Origin of the sequence: Lysobacter zhanggongensis (genome assembly GCF_046638635.1) — a bacterium.
Classification (GTDB): Bacteria; Pseudomonadota; Gammaproteobacteria; order Xanthomonadales; family Xanthomonadaceae; genus Novilysobacter; species Novilysobacter luteus.
Map to the genome: position 1 here is coordinate 1 of NZ_JBJXHK010000027.1, position 16,377 is coordinate 16,377.

Annotated in this window: 16 protein-coding genes; 2 read left to right on the plus strand and 14 right to left on the minus strand. The window is 68.7% G+C overall.

The genetic code is table 11. The annotated features are described in order from the left end of the window. Nucleotides 1–95: 95 nt before the first annotated feature. From ACKVMH_RS06695 to azu, 10 genes are all read right to left on the minus strand, one after another. Complete coding sequence (locus ACKVMH_RS06695) at nt 96–1,616, minus strand: UbiD family decarboxylase (protein WP_412699697.1); 1,521 nt, start codon at nt 1,614–1,616, stop codon at nt 96–98. Between the two features lie 386 nt (nt 1,617–2,002). Further along, nucleotides 2,003–3,082 (minus strand): PLP-dependent cysteine synthase family protein, encoded by a 1,080-nt coding sequence (locus ACKVMH_RS06700; protein WP_412699698.1) that lies wholly within the window; start codon nt 3,080–3,082, stop codon nt 2,003–2,005. Further along, on the minus strand, nt 3,079–5,037 hold the full coding sequence (locus ACKVMH_RS06705) for a pyridoxal phosphate-dependent decarboxylase family protein (RefSeq protein WP_412699699.1): 1,959 nt from the start codon (nt 5,035–5,037) through the stop codon (nt 3,079–3,081). The genes ACKVMH_RS06700 and ACKVMH_RS06705 overlap by 4 nt, the downstream gene beginning before the upstream one ends. Then, nucleotides 5,021–5,422 (minus strand): SirB2 family protein, encoded by a 402-nt coding sequence (locus ACKVMH_RS06710; protein WP_412699700.1) that lies wholly within the window; start codon nt 5,420–5,422, stop codon nt 5,021–5,023. Before ACKVMH_RS06710 ends, ACKVMH_RS06705 begins: the two co-directional genes overlap by 17 nt. 22 nt (nt 5,423–5,444) lie before the next feature. Next, nucleotides 5,445–6,674 carry an NnrS family protein gene (locus ACKVMH_RS06715; protein WP_412699701.1) on the minus strand — a complete coding sequence of 410 codons (1,230 nt, stop codon included), beginning with the start codon at nt 6,672–6,674 and terminating at the stop codon, nt 5,445–5,447. Nucleotides 6,675–6,783: 109 nt separating this feature from the next. After that, the gene (locus tag ACKVMH_RS06720; protein WP_215219486.1) at nt 6,784–9,132 is read right to left on the minus strand and encodes a nitric-oxide reductase large subunit; all 2,349 of its coding nucleotides are present in this window, start codon (nt 9,130–9,132) and stop codon (nt 6,784–6,786) included. Nucleotides 9,133–9,314: 182 nt separating this feature from the next. Then, a complete protein-coding gene (locus tag ACKVMH_RS06725; RefSeq protein ID WP_412699702.1) occupies nt 9,315–10,079 on the minus strand; it encodes a helix-turn-helix domain-containing protein in 765 nt (254 codons plus the stop codon). Between the two features lie 7 nt (nt 10,080–10,086). Continuing rightward, on the minus strand, nt 10,087–11,490 hold the full coding sequence (gene hemN, locus ACKVMH_RS06730; protein ID WP_215219488.1) for an oxygen-independent coproporphyrinogen III oxidase: 1,404 nt from the start codon (nt 11,488–11,490) through the stop codon (nt 10,087–10,089). A gap of 44 nt (nt 11,491–11,534) precedes the next feature. Beyond that, nucleotides 11,535–11,957 (minus strand): group III truncated hemoglobin, encoded by a 423-nt coding sequence (locus ACKVMH_RS06735; protein ID WP_412699703.1) that lies wholly within the window; start codon nt 11,955–11,957, stop codon nt 11,535–11,537. Nucleotides 11,958–12,050: 93 nt separating this feature from the next. Continuing rightward, nucleotides 12,051–12,521 (minus strand): azurin, encoded by a 471-nt coding sequence (azu, locus tag ACKVMH_RS06740; RefSeq protein ID WP_412699704.1) that lies wholly within the window; start codon nt 12,519–12,521, stop codon nt 12,051–12,053. A 142-nt stretch (nt 12,522–12,663) separates the two neighbouring features. Between azu and fdxA the strand changes: the two genes are divergently transcribed. Then, entirely contained in the window at nt 12,664–13,026 is a 363-nt protein-coding gene (gene fdxA, locus ACKVMH_RS06745; RefSeq protein ID WP_215219491.1) for a ferredoxin FdxA, read from the plus strand. Nucleotides 13,027–13,049: 23 nt separating this feature from the next. On the opposite strand, the gene ACKVMH_RS06750 is transcribed toward fdxA, so the two are convergent. The 4 genes from ACKVMH_RS06750 to ACKVMH_RS06765 are packed head-to-tail and all read right to left on the minus strand — an operon-like array spanning nt 13,050 to nt 15,365. After that, nucleotides 13,050–13,814 carry an MBL fold metallo-hydrolase gene (locus ACKVMH_RS06750; protein WP_412699705.1) on the minus strand — a complete coding sequence of 255 codons (765 nt, stop codon included), beginning with the start codon at nt 13,812–13,814 and terminating at the stop codon, nt 13,050–13,052. Further along, nucleotides 13,811–14,251: a protein tyrosine phosphatase family protein gene (locus ACKVMH_RS06755; RefSeq protein ID WP_412699706.1), complete on the minus strand. Its 441-nt coding sequence runs from the start codon at nt 14,249–14,251 to the stop codon at nt 13,811–13,813. The genes ACKVMH_RS06750 and ACKVMH_RS06755 overlap by 4 nt, the downstream gene beginning before the upstream one ends. Before the next feature lie 35 nt (nt 14,252–14,286). Then, a complete protein-coding gene (locus ACKVMH_RS06760; RefSeq protein WP_412699721.1) occupies nt 14,287–15,066 on the minus strand; it encodes a sulfite exporter TauE/SafE family protein in 780 nt (259 codons plus the stop codon). 2 nt (nt 15,067–15,068) lie between these two features. Beyond that, entirely contained in the window at nt 15,069–15,365 is a 297-nt protein-coding gene (locus tag ACKVMH_RS06765; protein WP_251370627.1) for an ArsR/SmtB family transcription factor, read from the minus strand. A gap of 139 nt (nt 15,366–15,504) precedes the next feature. Between ACKVMH_RS06765 and ACKVMH_RS06770 the strand changes: the two genes are divergently transcribed. After that, nucleotides 15,505–16,377, plus strand: a complete 873-nt coding sequence (locus ACKVMH_RS06770; protein ID WP_412699707.1) for an MBL fold metallo-hydrolase — start codon at nt 15,505–15,507, stop codon at nt 16,375–16,377.

A 16,377-nucleotide genomic window follows, 5' to 3' on the forward strand; every position in this document is an offset into this window, starting at 1 on the left:
GGCGTGCTGGCGCGCCTGCTCGGCGGCGCACGCGCACTGGCGGCCGACCCGGCCGACACCAGCCCGGTGACCGGGATGCGCGAGGCGCTGGCCGATTACCCCCGCCTGTTCGACGATCCCGAGTTCGCGGAGCCCGCGCTCGACGCGGGCGGCTGAGCCAGCGCCGACCACAGCGCATCGACGCGGCGTTCGACCGCCGGGTCGGGGACGATCGGCCGGCTCCAGGCGCGCGTGGTCTCGCCCGCCCACTTGTTGGTCGCGTCCATCCCGAGCTTGGAGCCCAGGCCGGCTACCGGCGTGGCGAAATCGAGGTAGTCGATCGGTGTGTTCTCCACCAGCATCGTGTCGCGTGCCGGATCGACGCGGGTCGAGATCGCCCACACCACCTGTGACCAGTCGCGTGCGTCGATGTCCTCGTCGACCACGATCACGAACTTGGTGTAGGTGAACTGCCGCAGGTAGGACCACACGCCCATCATCATCCGGCGGGCGTGGCCGGGGTATTGCTTGCGGATCGACACCACCGCGATGCGGTAGGAGCAGGCTTCGGGCGGCAGGTAGAAGTCCACGATCTCCGGGAACACCTTGCGCAGCAGCGGCACGAAGATGTCGTTGAGCGCCATGGCCAGCACCGAGGGCTCGTCGAACGGCGCACGCCCCATGTAACTGCCCTGGTAGATGGCCCCGCGCCGCAGGTGCATGCGCTCGATGGTCAGCACCGGGAAATGGTCGGCCGCGTTGTAGTAGCCGGTGTGGTCGCCGAACGGGCCTTCCAGCGCGGTGTCGCCGGGATGGATCACGCCCTCGATCAGGATCTCCGAACCGGCGGGCGCATCCAGCCCGGTGCGTTCGCTGTGCCAGACGCGGCTCCGCTCACCACGCAGCAGGCCGGCGAACTCGAACTCCGACAGCGTGTCCGGCACCGGCGCGACCGCGGCGAGGGTGGTGGCGGGGTCGACCCCGATCGCCACCAGCACCGGGAACGGCCGGTCCGGGTGCGCGGCACGGAAGTCGACATGGTCGAGCGCGCCCCCGCGATGCGGCAGCCAGCGCATGATCACCCGGTCGCGGCCGATCACCTGCATCCGGTAGATGCCGATGTTCTGCCTCGGCTTGCGGGTGCCACGGGTGATCACCAGCCCCAGCGTGATCAGGCGTCCGGCATCGCCGGGCCAGCAGCGCTGTATCGGCAGTCGCGCCAGGTCGATGTCGTCGCCGGCCAGCACCTCGTCGGAGAAGGCCGCAACCGGCTCGCGACGCGGCGCGACGTGCGCCAGCTGGGCAAGCTCGGGCCAGCTCGACAGCGCTTGGCGCAGGCTCGAGGGCCAACGCGGTTCCCGGATGGCGGCGAGCAGTTCACCCAGCTCCCGCAGGCTGGCCAGCGGTCGCCCCGCGAGCGCCGCCTCGATCCGGTCGCGATGGCCGAACAGGTTGCCCAGCAGCGGATGGTCGCTGCCGACCGGGTGTTCCATCAGCAGCGCCGGTCCGCCCTCACGCAACGCGCGCAGGCACAGCGCGGTCGATTCGAGGTCGGGGTCCACCGGCGCGGCGACGCGCGCCAGCTGGCCGCCGCGCTCGAGACGGGACAGGAACGCGCGGAGGTCGTGGTCGGCCATCGGGGTATCGCGCTGGGGAGACGCGACAGCATCCTGTCAGCGAGGCAACAAGACCCTGATGTCGGTCAAGCGTCACGCCGGCAGCCGCCAGATTCCTCGTGCGTGCGTAGGAGCGACGTAAGTCGCGACCGCGCAGTCGTTGCACGAAGCGATGCACGCTGGCCGCGGTGGCGCCCGCTCCGATAGGAGACCGAAAAGTGGTCGTTGCGAGGGTTCGACTTGTTCGCGCGGTCGCGACTTACGTCGCTCCTACGGATCGCTTCGGAGGAGCCCCGCGCCATCCCGCGGCCTGTAGGAGCGGCTTCAGCCGCGATCCGGAGTTGGCGCGGGCGAGATGGCCACCGGTCGCGGCGGGAGCCGCTCCAACAAGACCTTGTTGCGGGGAATCAGGCGTACGGGTGCCACTCGCCACTGGCCAGCGTCGCGCGCAGGGCGGCTTCGGCGGGAGCGGGGTCGATCCCGCTGCGGGCAAGCCATTGCGGGTCGTAGAGGGTGCGGTCGTAGCGCTCACCCGGGTCGCACAGCAGGCTGACGATGCTGCCGGTCTGGCCGGCCTCGCGCATGCGTGCCGCCAGCTGCAGGCAGGCGACCAGGTTGGTCCCCGAGGAGCCGCCGTAGCGACGGCCGAGCTGCTCTTCCAGCAGCCGCATCGCGGCGACCGAGGCGCTGTCGGGCACTTCGATCACCTCGTCGACGACTTCGAACACGAAGCCCGGTTCGACCCGCGCGCGGCCGATGCCCTCGATCACGGTGGAGTGGTCGGCGACGGCGGTGCGATCGCGGCTCCGCCAGCCCGAGGCGAACGCGCTGCCGAGCGGGTCGGCCACGCACAGCCGCGTGTGCAGTCCGCGGTACCGCAAATAGCGGCCGATCGTGGCCGAGGTGCCGCCGGTGCCGGCCCCGCACACCACCCACGCCGGTTCCGGGTGGGGCTCGGCGGCCAGCTGGCCGATGATCGACTCGGCGATGTTGTTGTTGCCGCGCCAGTCGGTCGCGCGCTCGGCCAGGCCGAACTGGTCGAGATGGCAGGCGCCCTGCGCGGCGTGCCAGGCGGCCCGCTCGTAGACCTGCGACGGCTCGTCGACGAGATCGCAGCGGCCACCGAGCGCCTGCACGTCTGCGATCTTGCGCGGCGCGGTGCATGCCGGCATCACCGCGGTGAACTCGAGCCCGAGGAGGCGCGCAAACCAGGCTTCCGAGATCGCGGTGCTGCCGGACGACGCGTCGACCACCGCCTGGCCCGGACGCAAGCGGCCGTTGCACAGCGCGTAAAGGTACAGCGATCGCGCGAGCCGGTGCTTGAGGCTGCCGGTCGGGTGGGCGGCTTCGTCCTTGAAGTAGAAGTCGATCCCGGGGAAGCCGTCGAACTCGAGCCGCAGCAGGTGGGTATCCGCCGAACGCGCGGCTTCGCGCCGCAGCTTGGCAAGCGCCTCGTTGGTCCAGTCGCGCAGGTCGATCGTGCTCATGAGGCCAGCAGCGCGTCGATGCGTCGGCCCAGGTGGTCCAGGTAGCGCTCGATGTAGCTGATGCCGTTGGTGTGGTCGATCAGGTACGGATTCATCAGGGTGTGGCGCAGGATCACCAGCTTGTCGTTGTCGTCGCCGTCGGCGTCGAGCGTGGCTGGATCGATGCCGATCGAGGCGAGGATGCGGGCCATCTCCACCTCGCCGACGGCCTCGGGCCGCAGCGTCGTCATCGAGCCGAAGAACTGCTTGAGCTGGAGTGGCTGGCGCGGGTCGGCACGCAGTTCATCGTGCAGGCGCCGCACGAAGGCGTTGGCCGTGCCCAGGTCGGTATTGCCGGCCGGGTTTATCGCCAGGCATACCAGGTTGCTGTCGGGCGCGAATGGCACCGACACCCGCGCGACGCCCTCCAGCCCCGCGGCCAGCCGCTCGCTGCCGGCGTGGAACGCTTCGGCGGCGAGCACGGTCTGTCGCGGCAACCGCCCGAAGTGGGCGTGGTCGAGCGGCAGCACCTTGTGGGTCACGTACACCGCGGCGGCGGCGGCGCCGGACTTGGAGCCTTCGGGCACGAACTGGCCGAGCCGGCGATAGCGGGCGTGGTAGTCGTCGTCGCGTGTGTCGTGGAAGACATAGTCGGCAGCCTCGGCCAGCAGCGCGACCGCGCGGTGGTCGCGGCAGATGAACGCACCGGCGCCATAGGGCAGGTAGCCCAGCTTGTGCGGATCGACCGTGACCGAGTCGGTCCGGCCGAGTGCGGCGAACGCGGCGTGCACCTCCGGCAGCGGGAAGCGGGCGAAGCCTTCGCCGACCTCTTCGATCGTGCGCAGGCTGCCGTCCTCGTTGCGGAACAGGGTGGCGAGGTAGCCGCCCCACGCGCCGTCGACGTGAACGCTGAAACCCAGCCCCTTCGCCGTCCACCGTTCGCGCGCGTCGACGACCGCATCGACCGGGTCCACCGTGCCGTATTCGGTGGTGCCCAGCACGGCCACGGCCAGCAGCACCGGTTGCCGCTCGCGCTCGAACCGCGCCAGCACATCCTCCAGTGCCCCGGCGTCCAGCCGCATGCCGCGCTCGGGCAGGAGCTCGAGCTGGTTGCGCCCCAGGCCGAGCAGCTTCAGGCCCTTGCTCCACGAGTAGTGCGCGGTGATCGGCGCCAGCACCTTGGGCACCTTGAGTTCGGGGTGCCTGGCGAAGAAGTCGATCATCCCGAGGAACTCGAGGCGTTCCTTCTGCACTGCGCGCACCCAGCGGCGCTGCTCGCGCGGCGGCTGCGCGGCCAGCCAGGCGTTCGCGCGTTCGAGCAGCGCGATGCCCGCATCGGGGCCCAGGTTGAACGCGGACCAGTCGTCATCGGGCACGCCGATGTCGGGCACGCCCGCGGCCCGCAACGCCACCGGGAACGCCTTGAGTGCCAGCGCCAGCCGCAGCGCCTGGTAGTTGGCGACGGTGCCACCGGAAGTCAGGTGGCCGAAAGCGCAGTCCGGCCGCGCTGGATCATCGGGATAGCCGAGCATCCGCGCCAGCTGCAGCCCGGCCTTGACCTCCAGGTCGATGGTGACGGGCGCCGCATCCTCGCTGACGTTGTTGGGGTTGTACGGCAATGTCAGGATCTGCGCCGCCAGGCCCGGCAACAGCAGGTCGGAAGCCATGTGGCCGATGTAGCGCGGGCTGTGGAACGGCACCGAACGCTTGAGCGCGGCCGACAGCTGGTGCAGTTCGCCACGCAGGCGCGCCTCCAGTGCCTGGTACTCGGGGTGCAGCGCGGCGTGGGTGGAGATGGCCGGCGGGTCCTCGGGGTGGAAGTTGCGGCGCCAGTAGACGTGGTCGCGCAGGAACTCGACGACGAGCTTTTCCAGCAGCGCGTCGTTCTCGCCGTAGGGACCCAGGAACAGCGCGTCCAGCCACGGCCGGTCGTCGGCGGTGCCGCTTGGCAGCGTGCCGTCAGGCGAGGAGGCCATACAGGAACCCCAGTGGGTGGTGGGCGCGCGCGATCGAATAGACCAGCCCGAAGGTCGCCAGCGCGGCGACGTAGCACACCGCCCGGGTCATGCGGGTACGGGCGCGCTTGAGCGCGAAAACGCCAAGCACGACGTAGGCCACGAGCAACACGATCTTGACCATCAGCCAGCCGTTGGAGAACAGCGCGCCCGGAAGGATGGTCAGCAGCATCAGCGCCGCGGTCAGCAGCGAGGTGTCGATGGTGTAGCTGGTCCAGCGCACCACGGTCCAGTGCGGCCAGCGCATGTTGGCCAGCACGCCGGCGCCGCGCAGCGCGAACAGGCCGCCGCTGAGCAGTGCAAGGCCGATGTGGGCTGCCTTGATCTGGGGGTAGAACTCGATCATTCGTAACCTTCCTTGTTGGGGGTCAACCGGGCTTGCCGTCGGCGCGGGGAGCGAGGTAGATGCGCCCGATCCGGATCACCCAGGGCGCGAAGGCCACCAGCCAGCCGATCGCCGCAATGGCATGCCACGTCATCATGTCGGGCAGCACCTCGGCGGCGACGCGGATGGCCGCGACCACCTGGATCGCGATGAACGCGAACCAGGCTGCCGGCGGCATCACCAGCGGCCGCCCCGAGTGCCCCTGGGTCACGCGCGTGACCATCGCCACCAGCACGCTGCCGAAGAAACCGACGAACAACGCGTGTGCCGGGCCGCGGCCGAGCCAGTAAACACCGGTGAGCTCGTAGGCGATGCTCTGGCCCAGGTACAACGCGAATGCCAACGGCAGCCAGGCCAGCCCGATGAACAGCACCGAGAGGATCCCGGGCTTGTCGCCGCGCGGCCACCAGCGCCACAGCATCAGCCCGGTCAGTACCAGCAGCGGCGCATCGACCAGCCACAGCCAGCCGTACGCGTGCAGCAGCTCCAGCACCAGGTGGCCGATCGCCAGTGGCCAGAAAGCGGCCAGCAGCCACAACGGCCGCCACGGCTGGTAGCCCGGCACCACCCGGCTTGCGAAGAACGGAAACATCCGGTGGGCGACGGTGAGGTACACCGGCAGCAGCAAGCCGAAACTGCCGATCTTGATGCTCGCGAAGGCCAGCAGCGGGGAGCCGCCGAGCACGAATGCGGCCCAGCACGCCAGGCCGATGAACCCGAGGGCAAGTGCGGCGAAGCACGAGCGCGCATGCCAGTTCCCGCTGCGGTCGCGCAGCAGCAACTGGCCCAGAATCAGCAGGCCGGCCAGCCAACCGGCCAGGGTCATCAGCAGGCCAACGGTGATGCCCGCCTCCCAACCCGCGGCGCCGAGCAGCGTGGCGAGTTGTCCGCCAAACAGGCCGGCCCCGACCGGCAGGTAGCGCCAGCGGTCGATGTCGGGCAGCCCGATCCACTTAGGGAACGTGGTCAGCAGGAAGCCGAAGAAGAAGCTGGGGAGCATCTGGTACTGCATCACGAAGGCGTGCAGCCAGCCGGCGTACGGGTCGGTCTGCGGCATCGATGGCGCGCCCCAGCGCGCCGATGCGAGCCACGCGGCCCACCAGGCCATCGCCAGAAGCAGGTTGGTGGCGCCGATGAAGAACATCAGCCGGTGCGGTGCCTCGGCCAGTTGGCGGGGCGAGAGTCCGGGCGCGGGCGTGGGTCGAATATCCATGGTGGCTAGGGTGGGCTCCAGCGGTGGTGGGCGCATTGATCCAGGTCAGACTGCGCAAACAGGACGGGGCGCACAAGGCGCCCCGTCCAAGGTCCAGCGATAGCGACCGTCAGTGATCGCGCGTCTCGACCACGGCATCGCCGACTTCGGCGCGACGTGGCGCGATCCACAGCCGCAGCACGAACCAGGCCAGCGCGACTGCGCCAACGCTGAAGATCGTGTCGCCCGGCACACGCATCCACACCAGCAGATCGACAATCGGCTGCTGCATGAACTCGGCCGAGCGTGCGTACGCGTAGCCGTGCTCGATCGCCGCCAGCAGCTGCATCGTGCCCAGCGGCAGCAACGTCAGCGCCGCCATCAGTGCCAGGCCGATGTTCAGTGCCCAGAACGACAGCTTGAGCGCGCCGGTGTTCCACACCATCTGCCCGCGCAGGCCGCGCATGCAGAACAGTACCAGTGCGATACCAAGCATGCCGTACACGCCGAACAGCGCGGTGTGGCCATGGAGCGGGGTCAGGTTGAGGCCCTGCATGAAGTACAGCGACAGCGGCGGGTTGATCAGGAAGCCGAACAGGCCCGCACCGATCAGGTTCCAGAACGACACCGACAGGAAGAACATGATCGGCCACTTGTAGCGGACCATCCACGGTGTCGCCTTGCCCAGCTTGTAGGTGTGGTAGGCCTCGAAGCCGATGTAGGCCAGCGGCACCACTTCCAGCGCACTGAAGCTCGCGCCCAGCGCCACCACCGAGGTCGGCGTGCCGACGAAGTACAGGTGGTGCAGGGTGCCAAGCACGCCACCGGCCATGAAGACGATGGTCGCGAACAGCACCGCGATCGTCGCCGTCGAGGTCTTGAGCAGGCCCAGGCGGGTGAAGATGAGCGCCATCACCGCGGTCGCGAAGACCTCGAAGAAGCCCTCGACCCACAGGTGCACCAGCCACCAGCGCCAGTACTCGACCTCGGAGATATGGGTGTGCTCGCCCCACATCAGGGCCGAGGCGAAGAACAACCCGATGCAGACGGTCGACAGGAACAGCAGGGCAACGATGTGCCGCGACTCGCTGGCCTTGCCGTCGGCGCCACGGTCACCACGCAGGATCGGCCACAGCGACCGCCCGACCAGGGTGAGCCACAGCAGCAGGCCGATGAACAGGTACCACTGCCAGAACCGACCCATGTCGGCGTATTCCCAGCCCTGGTGACCGAACCAGAAGTTGTTCTCCAGCCCCATCTTCTGCATCACCGCGAACCACTGGCCGGCGAACGAGCCGACCACGATCACGATCAGGCTGATGAAGAGGAAGTTGACGCCGAACCGCTGGAACTTCGGCTCATGCCCCGACAGCGCCGGTGCGATGTACAGGCCGGTGCCCAGCCACGCCACCGCGATCCAGAGCACCGCGAGCTGGGTATGCCAGGTCCGGGTGATCGAGTACGGAAGCACGTCCGACAACGCGAAGCCGTATGCCTCCTGGCCTTCGACCTGGTAGTGCGCGGTGATTGCGCCGAGCAGGATCTGGGTCAGGAACAGCGCCAGCACCAGCCAGAAGTACTTGGCGGTGGCACGCATCGACGGAGTGATGCGCAATGCCGCGAACGGGTCGCGCGCGGGGATCGTGTGCTCCTCTTCGCCGCGGCCGTGGGTGACCGCGTGGTGCCAGCCCAGTACGGCGATGCCGAGGATGAGGAACAGCACGCTGAAGGCCGACCACACCCACATCGACGGCGGCGGACGGTTGCCGATCAGCGGCTCGCTCGGCCAGTTGTTGGTGTAGGTGACGCGGTGCGGCTGCACGCCGGCCTGCTCGGGCGCGAGGGTCTCGCCTTCCGCCAGCGGACGCTCGGTGGCGGCCGCCCAGGCGGTCCACCAGAAGAACGCGGTCAGCGCACGCCGGTGGTCGGCGTCCGGGATCGTGTCGTTCTTCATCGCGTAGGCTTCGCGCAACTCGGCCGTCGCCGGGTCGTTGCCGAACAGGCTCTCGTAGTGCGCGGCCACGTTGGAGATCGCCAGCGCGCGGTCGCGCGAAAGCGTCACCGTCTGCGTCGACGGGTCGTAGGTGTTGGCCCGCATCATTTCCTGCAGGCGACCCTGCAGCTGCGCGCGCTCCTCGCCCGGCAACTGCGCGTAGGTCGCCGCGCCACCATCGGCGCGTGCCCACAGGTCGAGCACGCCGACCGCTTCGCGATGGAGCCAGTCCGCGCTCCAGTCCGGCGCGACGTAGCCGCCGTGGCCCCAGATGGAGCCCAGTTGCATGCCACCAATCGACTGCCAGACCTGGCGGCCGCGCTGGATGTCGTCCTTGGTGTAGATCACGTCACCCTGTTCGGTGACGACGCGTTCGGGCACCGGTGGCGCGGCGCGGAAGATCTCCGAGCCTGACCACAGCAGTACGGCGAACGACGAGACCAGCAGGATTGCGAGGGCAATCCATAGTTTGCGGGTACTGCTCATTGACGATCTCCCGATTCAGTCGACGAGATGTTCGCCCGTGCCAGCGTATTGCACCTTGATTCAGGTCAACCTGCGCGATCCAGCGCGCCGCCGGACACATGCGAACCCCGGGCGCCATCGTGTCGGCCCGGATGTTGTCGATGCATGAACGCCCGTGCACCGAACGTGCCGGACGCGGTCGCTCAACCGCGCAGGACGGGCTCGGCCAGGGCTTCGAGGCGGTCGCGGTCGACAAGCTCGAGCTCGCGGCGGTCGACCTGCAGCAGTCCGTCCTGCTGGAACCGCCGCAGGACCCGGCTCACCGTTTCCGGCGCCAGTCGCAGGTAGTTGGCGATGTCGGTGCGTGCCATCGTCAGCTGGAAGCGCGTTGCCGAGAAGCCGCGTGCGGCCAGCCGGCGGGAAAGCGCGATCAGGAACGCCGCCATGCGCTGGTCGGCGGTCCAGTCGCCCGCCAGAAGTGCGGCCCGGCCGATGTCGCGGCTGAGCAGGCGGAACAGGTGCCGCTGCAGGCCGGGCAGTTGCGCGGCCAGCACCGAGATCTTGGGGAACGAGAACCGGCACAGCATCACGGTGTCGAGCGCGACCGCGTTGCACGGGTAGTGCTCGCCGTCGATTGCGTTGAGGCCGATCACCTCGCCGGGCAGGTGGAAGCCGAGCACGTGCTCGCGTCCTTCGCGGTCGATCACGTAGGTCTTGACCGTGCCGGCGCGGACCGCGGCGATCGCCTCGAACGGGTCGCCCTCGCGGAAGATGTGCTCGCCGGCGCGGAACGGACCGACGTGCTCGACCAGCATGTGCAGGTCCATCAGTCCGCTCTTGTCCATGCCTTCCGACAGGCAGGCCTGCGAGAACGCGCAGGTTGAGCAGAAATGCAGCTCGTCGCCGTCGTCGGCGAGCGTGCGCGTGTCCTGCCGCGGGAACGCGGTCGGGTTCACCGGGTTTTCCATGCAGCCCTCAGATCGCGCGCGAGAAGCGGGGCGTGGCGGGCTGGTCGTGGGCCGGCTGGTCGAGGTAATGGTCGAAGCACATGGCAATGTTACGCAGCAGCAGCCGTCCGCGCGAGGTCGAGACGATCCGGTCGGGTTCGATCCGGACCAGCCCGTCGTCCACCAGCGGCTGCAGGCGCTCCAGCGACGAGGCGAAATAGTCGCGGAAATCAATCAGGTAGCGCCGCTCCAGCGCACCGATCGGGATCTCGCCCTGGCACATCAGGCGCTGGATCAGGTCGGCACGCAACTGGTCGTCCTCGGTCAGGCGCATCCCGCGGAACACCGGCAGGCGCCCCTCGTCCAGCGCGATCTGCCAGCTCGGCAGGTCGCGCGGGTTCTGGCTGAAGCTGTCGCCGATATGGCTGATCGCACTCACGCCCAGGCCGACGAGGTCGGTGTCGGCGTGGGTGGTGTAGCCCATGAAGTTGCGGTGCAGGCCGCCGCGCTGCTGGGCGGTGGCCAGCTCGTCGTCGGGCAGCGCGAAGTGGTCCATGCCGATGTAGACGTAACCGGCGGCGGTGAGCTTCTCGATCGCCAGCTGCAGCAGGCCGAGCTTCTCGGTGGCCGTCGGCAGGTCGGCGGCGTCGATCTGCCGCTGCGCCTTGAACATCTCCGGCAGGTGGGCATAGCTGTAGACCGCCAGCCGGTCCGGGCGCGCGGCCACCACCGTGTCCAGCGTGCGCGAGAAGCCGGCGTGGTTCTGCTTGGGCAGCCCGTAGATCAGGTCGACATTGACCGAGCGCATGCCGCCCTCGCGGCAGGCGTCGATGATCGCAACCGTCTCTTCGACCGACTGGATGCGGTTGACCGCCGCCTGCACGGCGGGGTCGAAGTCCTGTACGCCCAGGCTGGCGCGGTTGAAGCCGATCCGGGCCAGCTCGAGCACGTCGGCCGGCGACACGAAGCGCGGGTCCAGCTCGATCGACAGGTCGCGCTCGCGCGCTTCCGAGAACCGGAAGTGGTTGCGCAGGGTATCGACCACGTCGGCCAGTTGCGCCGGCGCAAGGAAGTTGGGGGTGCCGCCGCCGAAGTGCAGCTGGATCACCTCGCGGTCGCGGTCGAACAACTCCGACATCATCGCGATCTCACGGTACAGCCGGACCAGGTAGGTCTCGCCGCGCGACAGGTCGCGGGTGATGATGCGGTTGCAGCCGCAGTAGAAACACGGACTCATGCAGAACGGCACGTGCACGTACAGCGACAGCCGGCGCGGAATCGGGTCGCCGTTGCTTGCAGCCGCCGCGTCGCGCAGCTGCGCCTCGCCGAATGCGCTGCTGAACTGCGGCGCGGTCGGGTAGGAGGTGTACCGCGGCCCGGGCCGGTCGTAGCGACGCAGCAGGTCGGCGTCGAAGGATGGGTTCGTGTGCATGGGGACAGGCTAGGCCCGGTCGGGAACGGCCGCCTTGACCGTCGTCAATTCCGCTTCGTGGTTTCAGGATCCCCGGCGATGGGCAGGCCGAGCGGACGCCGTTGGCCATCGAGGCCGAGGCCGTATTTCAGACTGCCGGCAATACGGTTGGCAAAGTCGCACAGCACGGCCGCGTTCTCCTCGCCGGTGACCTCCACGGCGGTCTCGCGCCAGAGGGCCAGCCAGTGGTCGAAGTGCGCGGCGTCGATCGGGTGTGGCCGGTGCATCGCCATCGGGTTGCCGCGGTAGCGGCCGGTCCGCAGCACCACCGAGGACCAGAAGTCCACCAACGTTGCCTTGTGCTCGTCCCAGTCGTGGACGGCGGGGTTGAACACCGGTCCGAGCTCGGGGTCGCGCTGGACCTTTTCGTAGAAGCGGTCGACCAGTGCGGCCAGGTCGGCCTCGGTGAGCGTGTGTGATGCAGCCATCGTGCTGTCAAACCTCCAAAACGAACGCGGCGGCCGCCGATGGTTCGCATCGGAGGCCGCCGCTGCCGGCCGGATGGCCGGGTCGGGGAGCGGTCAGCTGCCCAGGGTCAGCGTGCCCTTCATGATGGACGAGTGGCCCGGGAAGGTGCAGATGAAGTTGTACTGCTCGCCGGCCTTCAGCTTGGCGACCGGGATCTTGACGGTGGTGGACTCGCCGCCGCCGATGACCTTGCTGGCAGCGATGACGCGCGCGTCGCCGGCCTTGACGTAGTTCGCATCGGCGCCTGCCTTCATGCCGTCGGTGTTGATGCCGGCGACGTCGGAGGCCTTGCCGACCACGAAGTTGTGGCCCATCACGGTCTTGGGCAGCTTGCCGGTGTGCTTGAGGGTGACGGTAAACTCCTTGCACGAGCTCGGCACCACCAGGCTTGCGGTGGTGAACTTCATCGCGTCGGTGCTCTCGACCGTCGCGCTGCAGGTCGCGGCCGCCGCCGGGCCGGCCAGGAACATCGCCGGGATGGCCACGGCACCAAGCACGGCGACAAGGGAAAGCTTGCGGATCATGGTTCTTGCTCCAGGGGGTTGGTCGTTTCGTTGCGCGCAGTCTCGCTCCGTACGCGCCGGTACGACTTGACCCAGATCAGGGCCGCGCCATGTCGCCGGCACGACCATGGACACCGTTCAGCAAGCAAGGACGACACCCCCAATGACCCACGTCGTCACCGAAAACTGCATCAACTGCAAGCACACAGACTGTGTCGAGGTGTGCCCGGTCGACTGTTTCCATGAAGGCCCCAATTTCCTCGTCATCGACCCGGTCGAGTGCATCGACTGCACGCTGTGCGTGGACGAGTGCCCGGTGGGCGCGATCTACCCGGAAGCCGATGTCCCCGCCGGGCAGGAACCCTTCATCGCGATCAACGCCGAGCTGGCGCCGATGTGGCCGGTGATCGACAAGCGCATCCCGGCCATGCCCGATGCCGCGAAATGGGACGGCGTGCCGGGCAAGCTGGCGCTGCTGATCCGCGATGCCACGGTAACCGGCCCCCGCGACCCCGACGCCACCTGAGCACGCCGCGCGTCTTCAGCGGTTCAACCCTGCGGGCTTTCGGCCATTTCCGGACAGTACTCGCGGAGGCTCGGCGGCAGGTCCTGCGGGCACTCGCCGCAGGCACGGTTTCCCGGCACCGCGTAATCGATGAACTTCGGGTACGGCAGGTCGAGGTTGGCCATCAGGTCGACGAATTCCTCGATGCTGCGCTCGCCGCCCAGCCGCGGGTTGCGCGCGCGTTCCTGGGCAATGCTGGAGACGCGACGGCCGTTGTAGTCGTGCGCCGGGTACACCAGTGTGTCGTCTGGCAGCCCGAACAGGCGGCCCCGCACGCTGTGGTACAGCGCACGCGAATCACCGCTCTGGAAGTCGGTCCGACCGCAACCGTCGATCAGCAGGGCGTCGCCAGTGAACACGCGGTCGCCCGCCAGCAGGGCGAAGTGGTTGTCGGTGTGGCCGGGCGTATGCATGGGGTCGATCCGCAAGCCGCCAACCTGCAGCGGGACAGCGTCATGCATGGCGACGTCCGTGCACGGCAGGCCGTCCAGCGCCGGCGTCGCGATTCGGCTGCCGGCCTCGCGGCGCAGCATCGATGCAGAGGTGATGTGGTCGGCATGGATGTGCGTGTCGATGGTCATCACCAGCTTCAGCCCGAGCGCGTTGACCGCCTCCAGGTCGCATTGCCATGCCGGCATGACCGGATCGACCAGCACCGCTTCGCCGGATTCATCACAGCCCAGCAGGTAGGTGTAGGTGGAGGACACCGGCTCGAACAACTGGCGGAAGATCATCGAAGCAGTCTTCATGATGCGGCTCGCTCGCGGCCCGCCAGTTCCACCACTGCCGGCTCCAGCCCCTGGAGGCCGGCGCGGCGGCCCTGGTCGAGCGCGCTGTCGAGGTCGCAACCGCGGTTGAGGGCTTCGTCGAGGGCCACCATCGCCTCGACGCGGTTGCCGCTGGCGCAGTGGATCAGCACGGGGCCGCGCGAGCGCGCGGCATCCAGCTCGTGGCCGAACTCGCGCACGCGTTCGCGGTCGAGGTCGTCGGCCCCGCGCACCGGCAGCGCAACGTAGCGCAGGCCCAGCCGTTCGGCTTCGGCCGCCTCGTCATAGTCGACCGCCTCGTCGGGCGCGCGCAGGTTGATCACCGTGCGCACACCCTCGCGTGCCAATGCGGCCAGCTGCTCGGGCGTGGGTTGGCCTGCGGAGTAATGGTCTTCGGCGTAACGCTTGGGCTGGGACATGTCGTGCCTCCTGGTGGGGGTGTTGGAGCGGGCGGTCAGAGCCAGCCCAGTTCGGTCGCAGTGCGGTAGAGCATGTACAGCGCAACCACGACGATCAGTGCCGCGAGCACCGTGTTGAGCGCGCCCTTGCGGTCAGCCAGGCGCGTCGCCAGCCGGGTGCCAAACAGGCTCCCGATTGCGCCGCCGCCGATGAAAACGGCCGCCAGCGGCCAGGCAACCAGCCCGGAGCTGGCGTAGCTGAGTGCGGTGGTCAGCCCGAACGCGGTGACCGCGACCAGCGACGAGCCGACCGCGAACAGGATCGGCATGCCGGTCGAGCCGATCAGCCCGGGCACCACCAGGAAGCCACCGCCAATACCGAAGAAACCCGACAACAAGCCGGTCGCCGCGCCCGAGCCGAGCAGCCGCGGCGCGTTGCCCCGGTTCAGCACCACTGCGGGGTCGCCCTCGCGGCCCCGCGAACGGAACATCAACCCGGCCACCACCAGCATCAGCAGCGCGAACATCACCAGCAGCCGCTGTCCATCCATCGCCTTGCCGAGCATCGCACCGAACCACGCGCCCACGACGCCGGCGGTGGCGAACACGGCCGCGCAGCGCCACTTCACGTTGCGCTTGCGGGCATGGCCGGTCAGGCCGATGAGTGCATTGGCGGCGACGGCCAGCGCGCTGGTGCCGATCGCCACGTGCGGGTCCTGCACGCCAACCAAGTAGACCATCAAGGGCACCGCGAGGATCGACCCGCCGCCACCGACCAGGCCGAGGGTGAAACCCACTGCGCTGCCGGCCAGTGCGCCCAGCAGGAACTCCAGCATGGTCACTGCGCCACCTCCTGCTGGCCGCAGTAGGCGGCGTACAGCACGTCCAGCACGCTCGCGGCGGGGCCCGGCGCCATTGAATAGAAGATGGTCTGTGCCTCGCGCCGGGTCGTCACCAGTGCCATCTCGCGCAGCACGGCCAGGTGTTGCGACAGCGCGGACATGCTCAGCCCGGTGATCGGCTGCAGCTCGCCGACCGAGCGCTCGCCCTCGACCAGCTGGCACAGCACGAGCAGGCGCGCGGGGTGGGCGAGGGCCTTGAGCAGGGCTGCGGCCTGGTCGGCATGACGCGCCATTTCCTCAGTCGAGGGCAGGCTGCGGCGGGGGACGGATGCGGTGGCGGTGTTCATCGGCATGTAGTTTAGGTATCGCTTGACAAGAGATCATGACGACACTAATTTAGCAATAGCTAAAATTAATGGCAAGGAGACATGCATGAATCCGCTTGTCCAAAGCTTCTACGACCCGACCACGTCGACGTTCACCTACGTGGTGTACGACCGGGACGGTGGTCACGCGGCCATCGTCGATCCGGTGCTGGACTTCGATCCGGCGGCCGCCCGCATCTCGACGGCCTCTGCCGACCGCGTGCTCGCTTTTGTTCGTGAGCACGTGCTGACGGTCGACTGGATCCTGGAAACCCACGCCCATGCCGACCACCTCACGGCCGCGGCGCACCTGCGGCGCGAAACCAGCGCGCGGGTCGCGATCGGCCGCGGCATCACCGCGGTGCAGGCCCGCTTCAAGACCCTGTTCGGGCTGGAGCCGGATTTCCCCACCGACGGCAGCCAGTTCGACAGGCTTTTCGCCGACGGCGACGAGTTCGCCATCGGCGAGCTGCGGGCGCGGGTGGTCGCCACGCCGGGTCATACCGATGACAGCCTCACCTACGTGGTCGGCGATGCCGCCTTCGTGGGCGACACCGTGTTCGCGCCGGAAACCGGCACCGCCCGCGCGGACTTCCCGGGCGGCGACGCGGGCAAGCTCTACCGTTCGATCCGGCGCTTGTTCGAGCTGCCAGCCGACACCCGGCTGTTCCTGTGCCATGACTACCCGCCCGCCGAGCGCGAGGCGCGCGCGCAGAGTTCGCTGGACGAACAGCGCCAGAAGAACGTGCATGTCGGCGGCGATGCCGACGAGGCGAGCTTCGTGAAGTTGCGCACCGAGCGCGACGCGGGCCTAGCCGCCCCCAGGCTCATCCTGCCGGCGCTGCAGGTCAACATCCGCGCCGGCGAGCTGCCGCCCCCGGACGCCAATGGCATCCGCTACCTGCGACTGCCAATCAACCAGCTGGGAGGTGCCCAATGA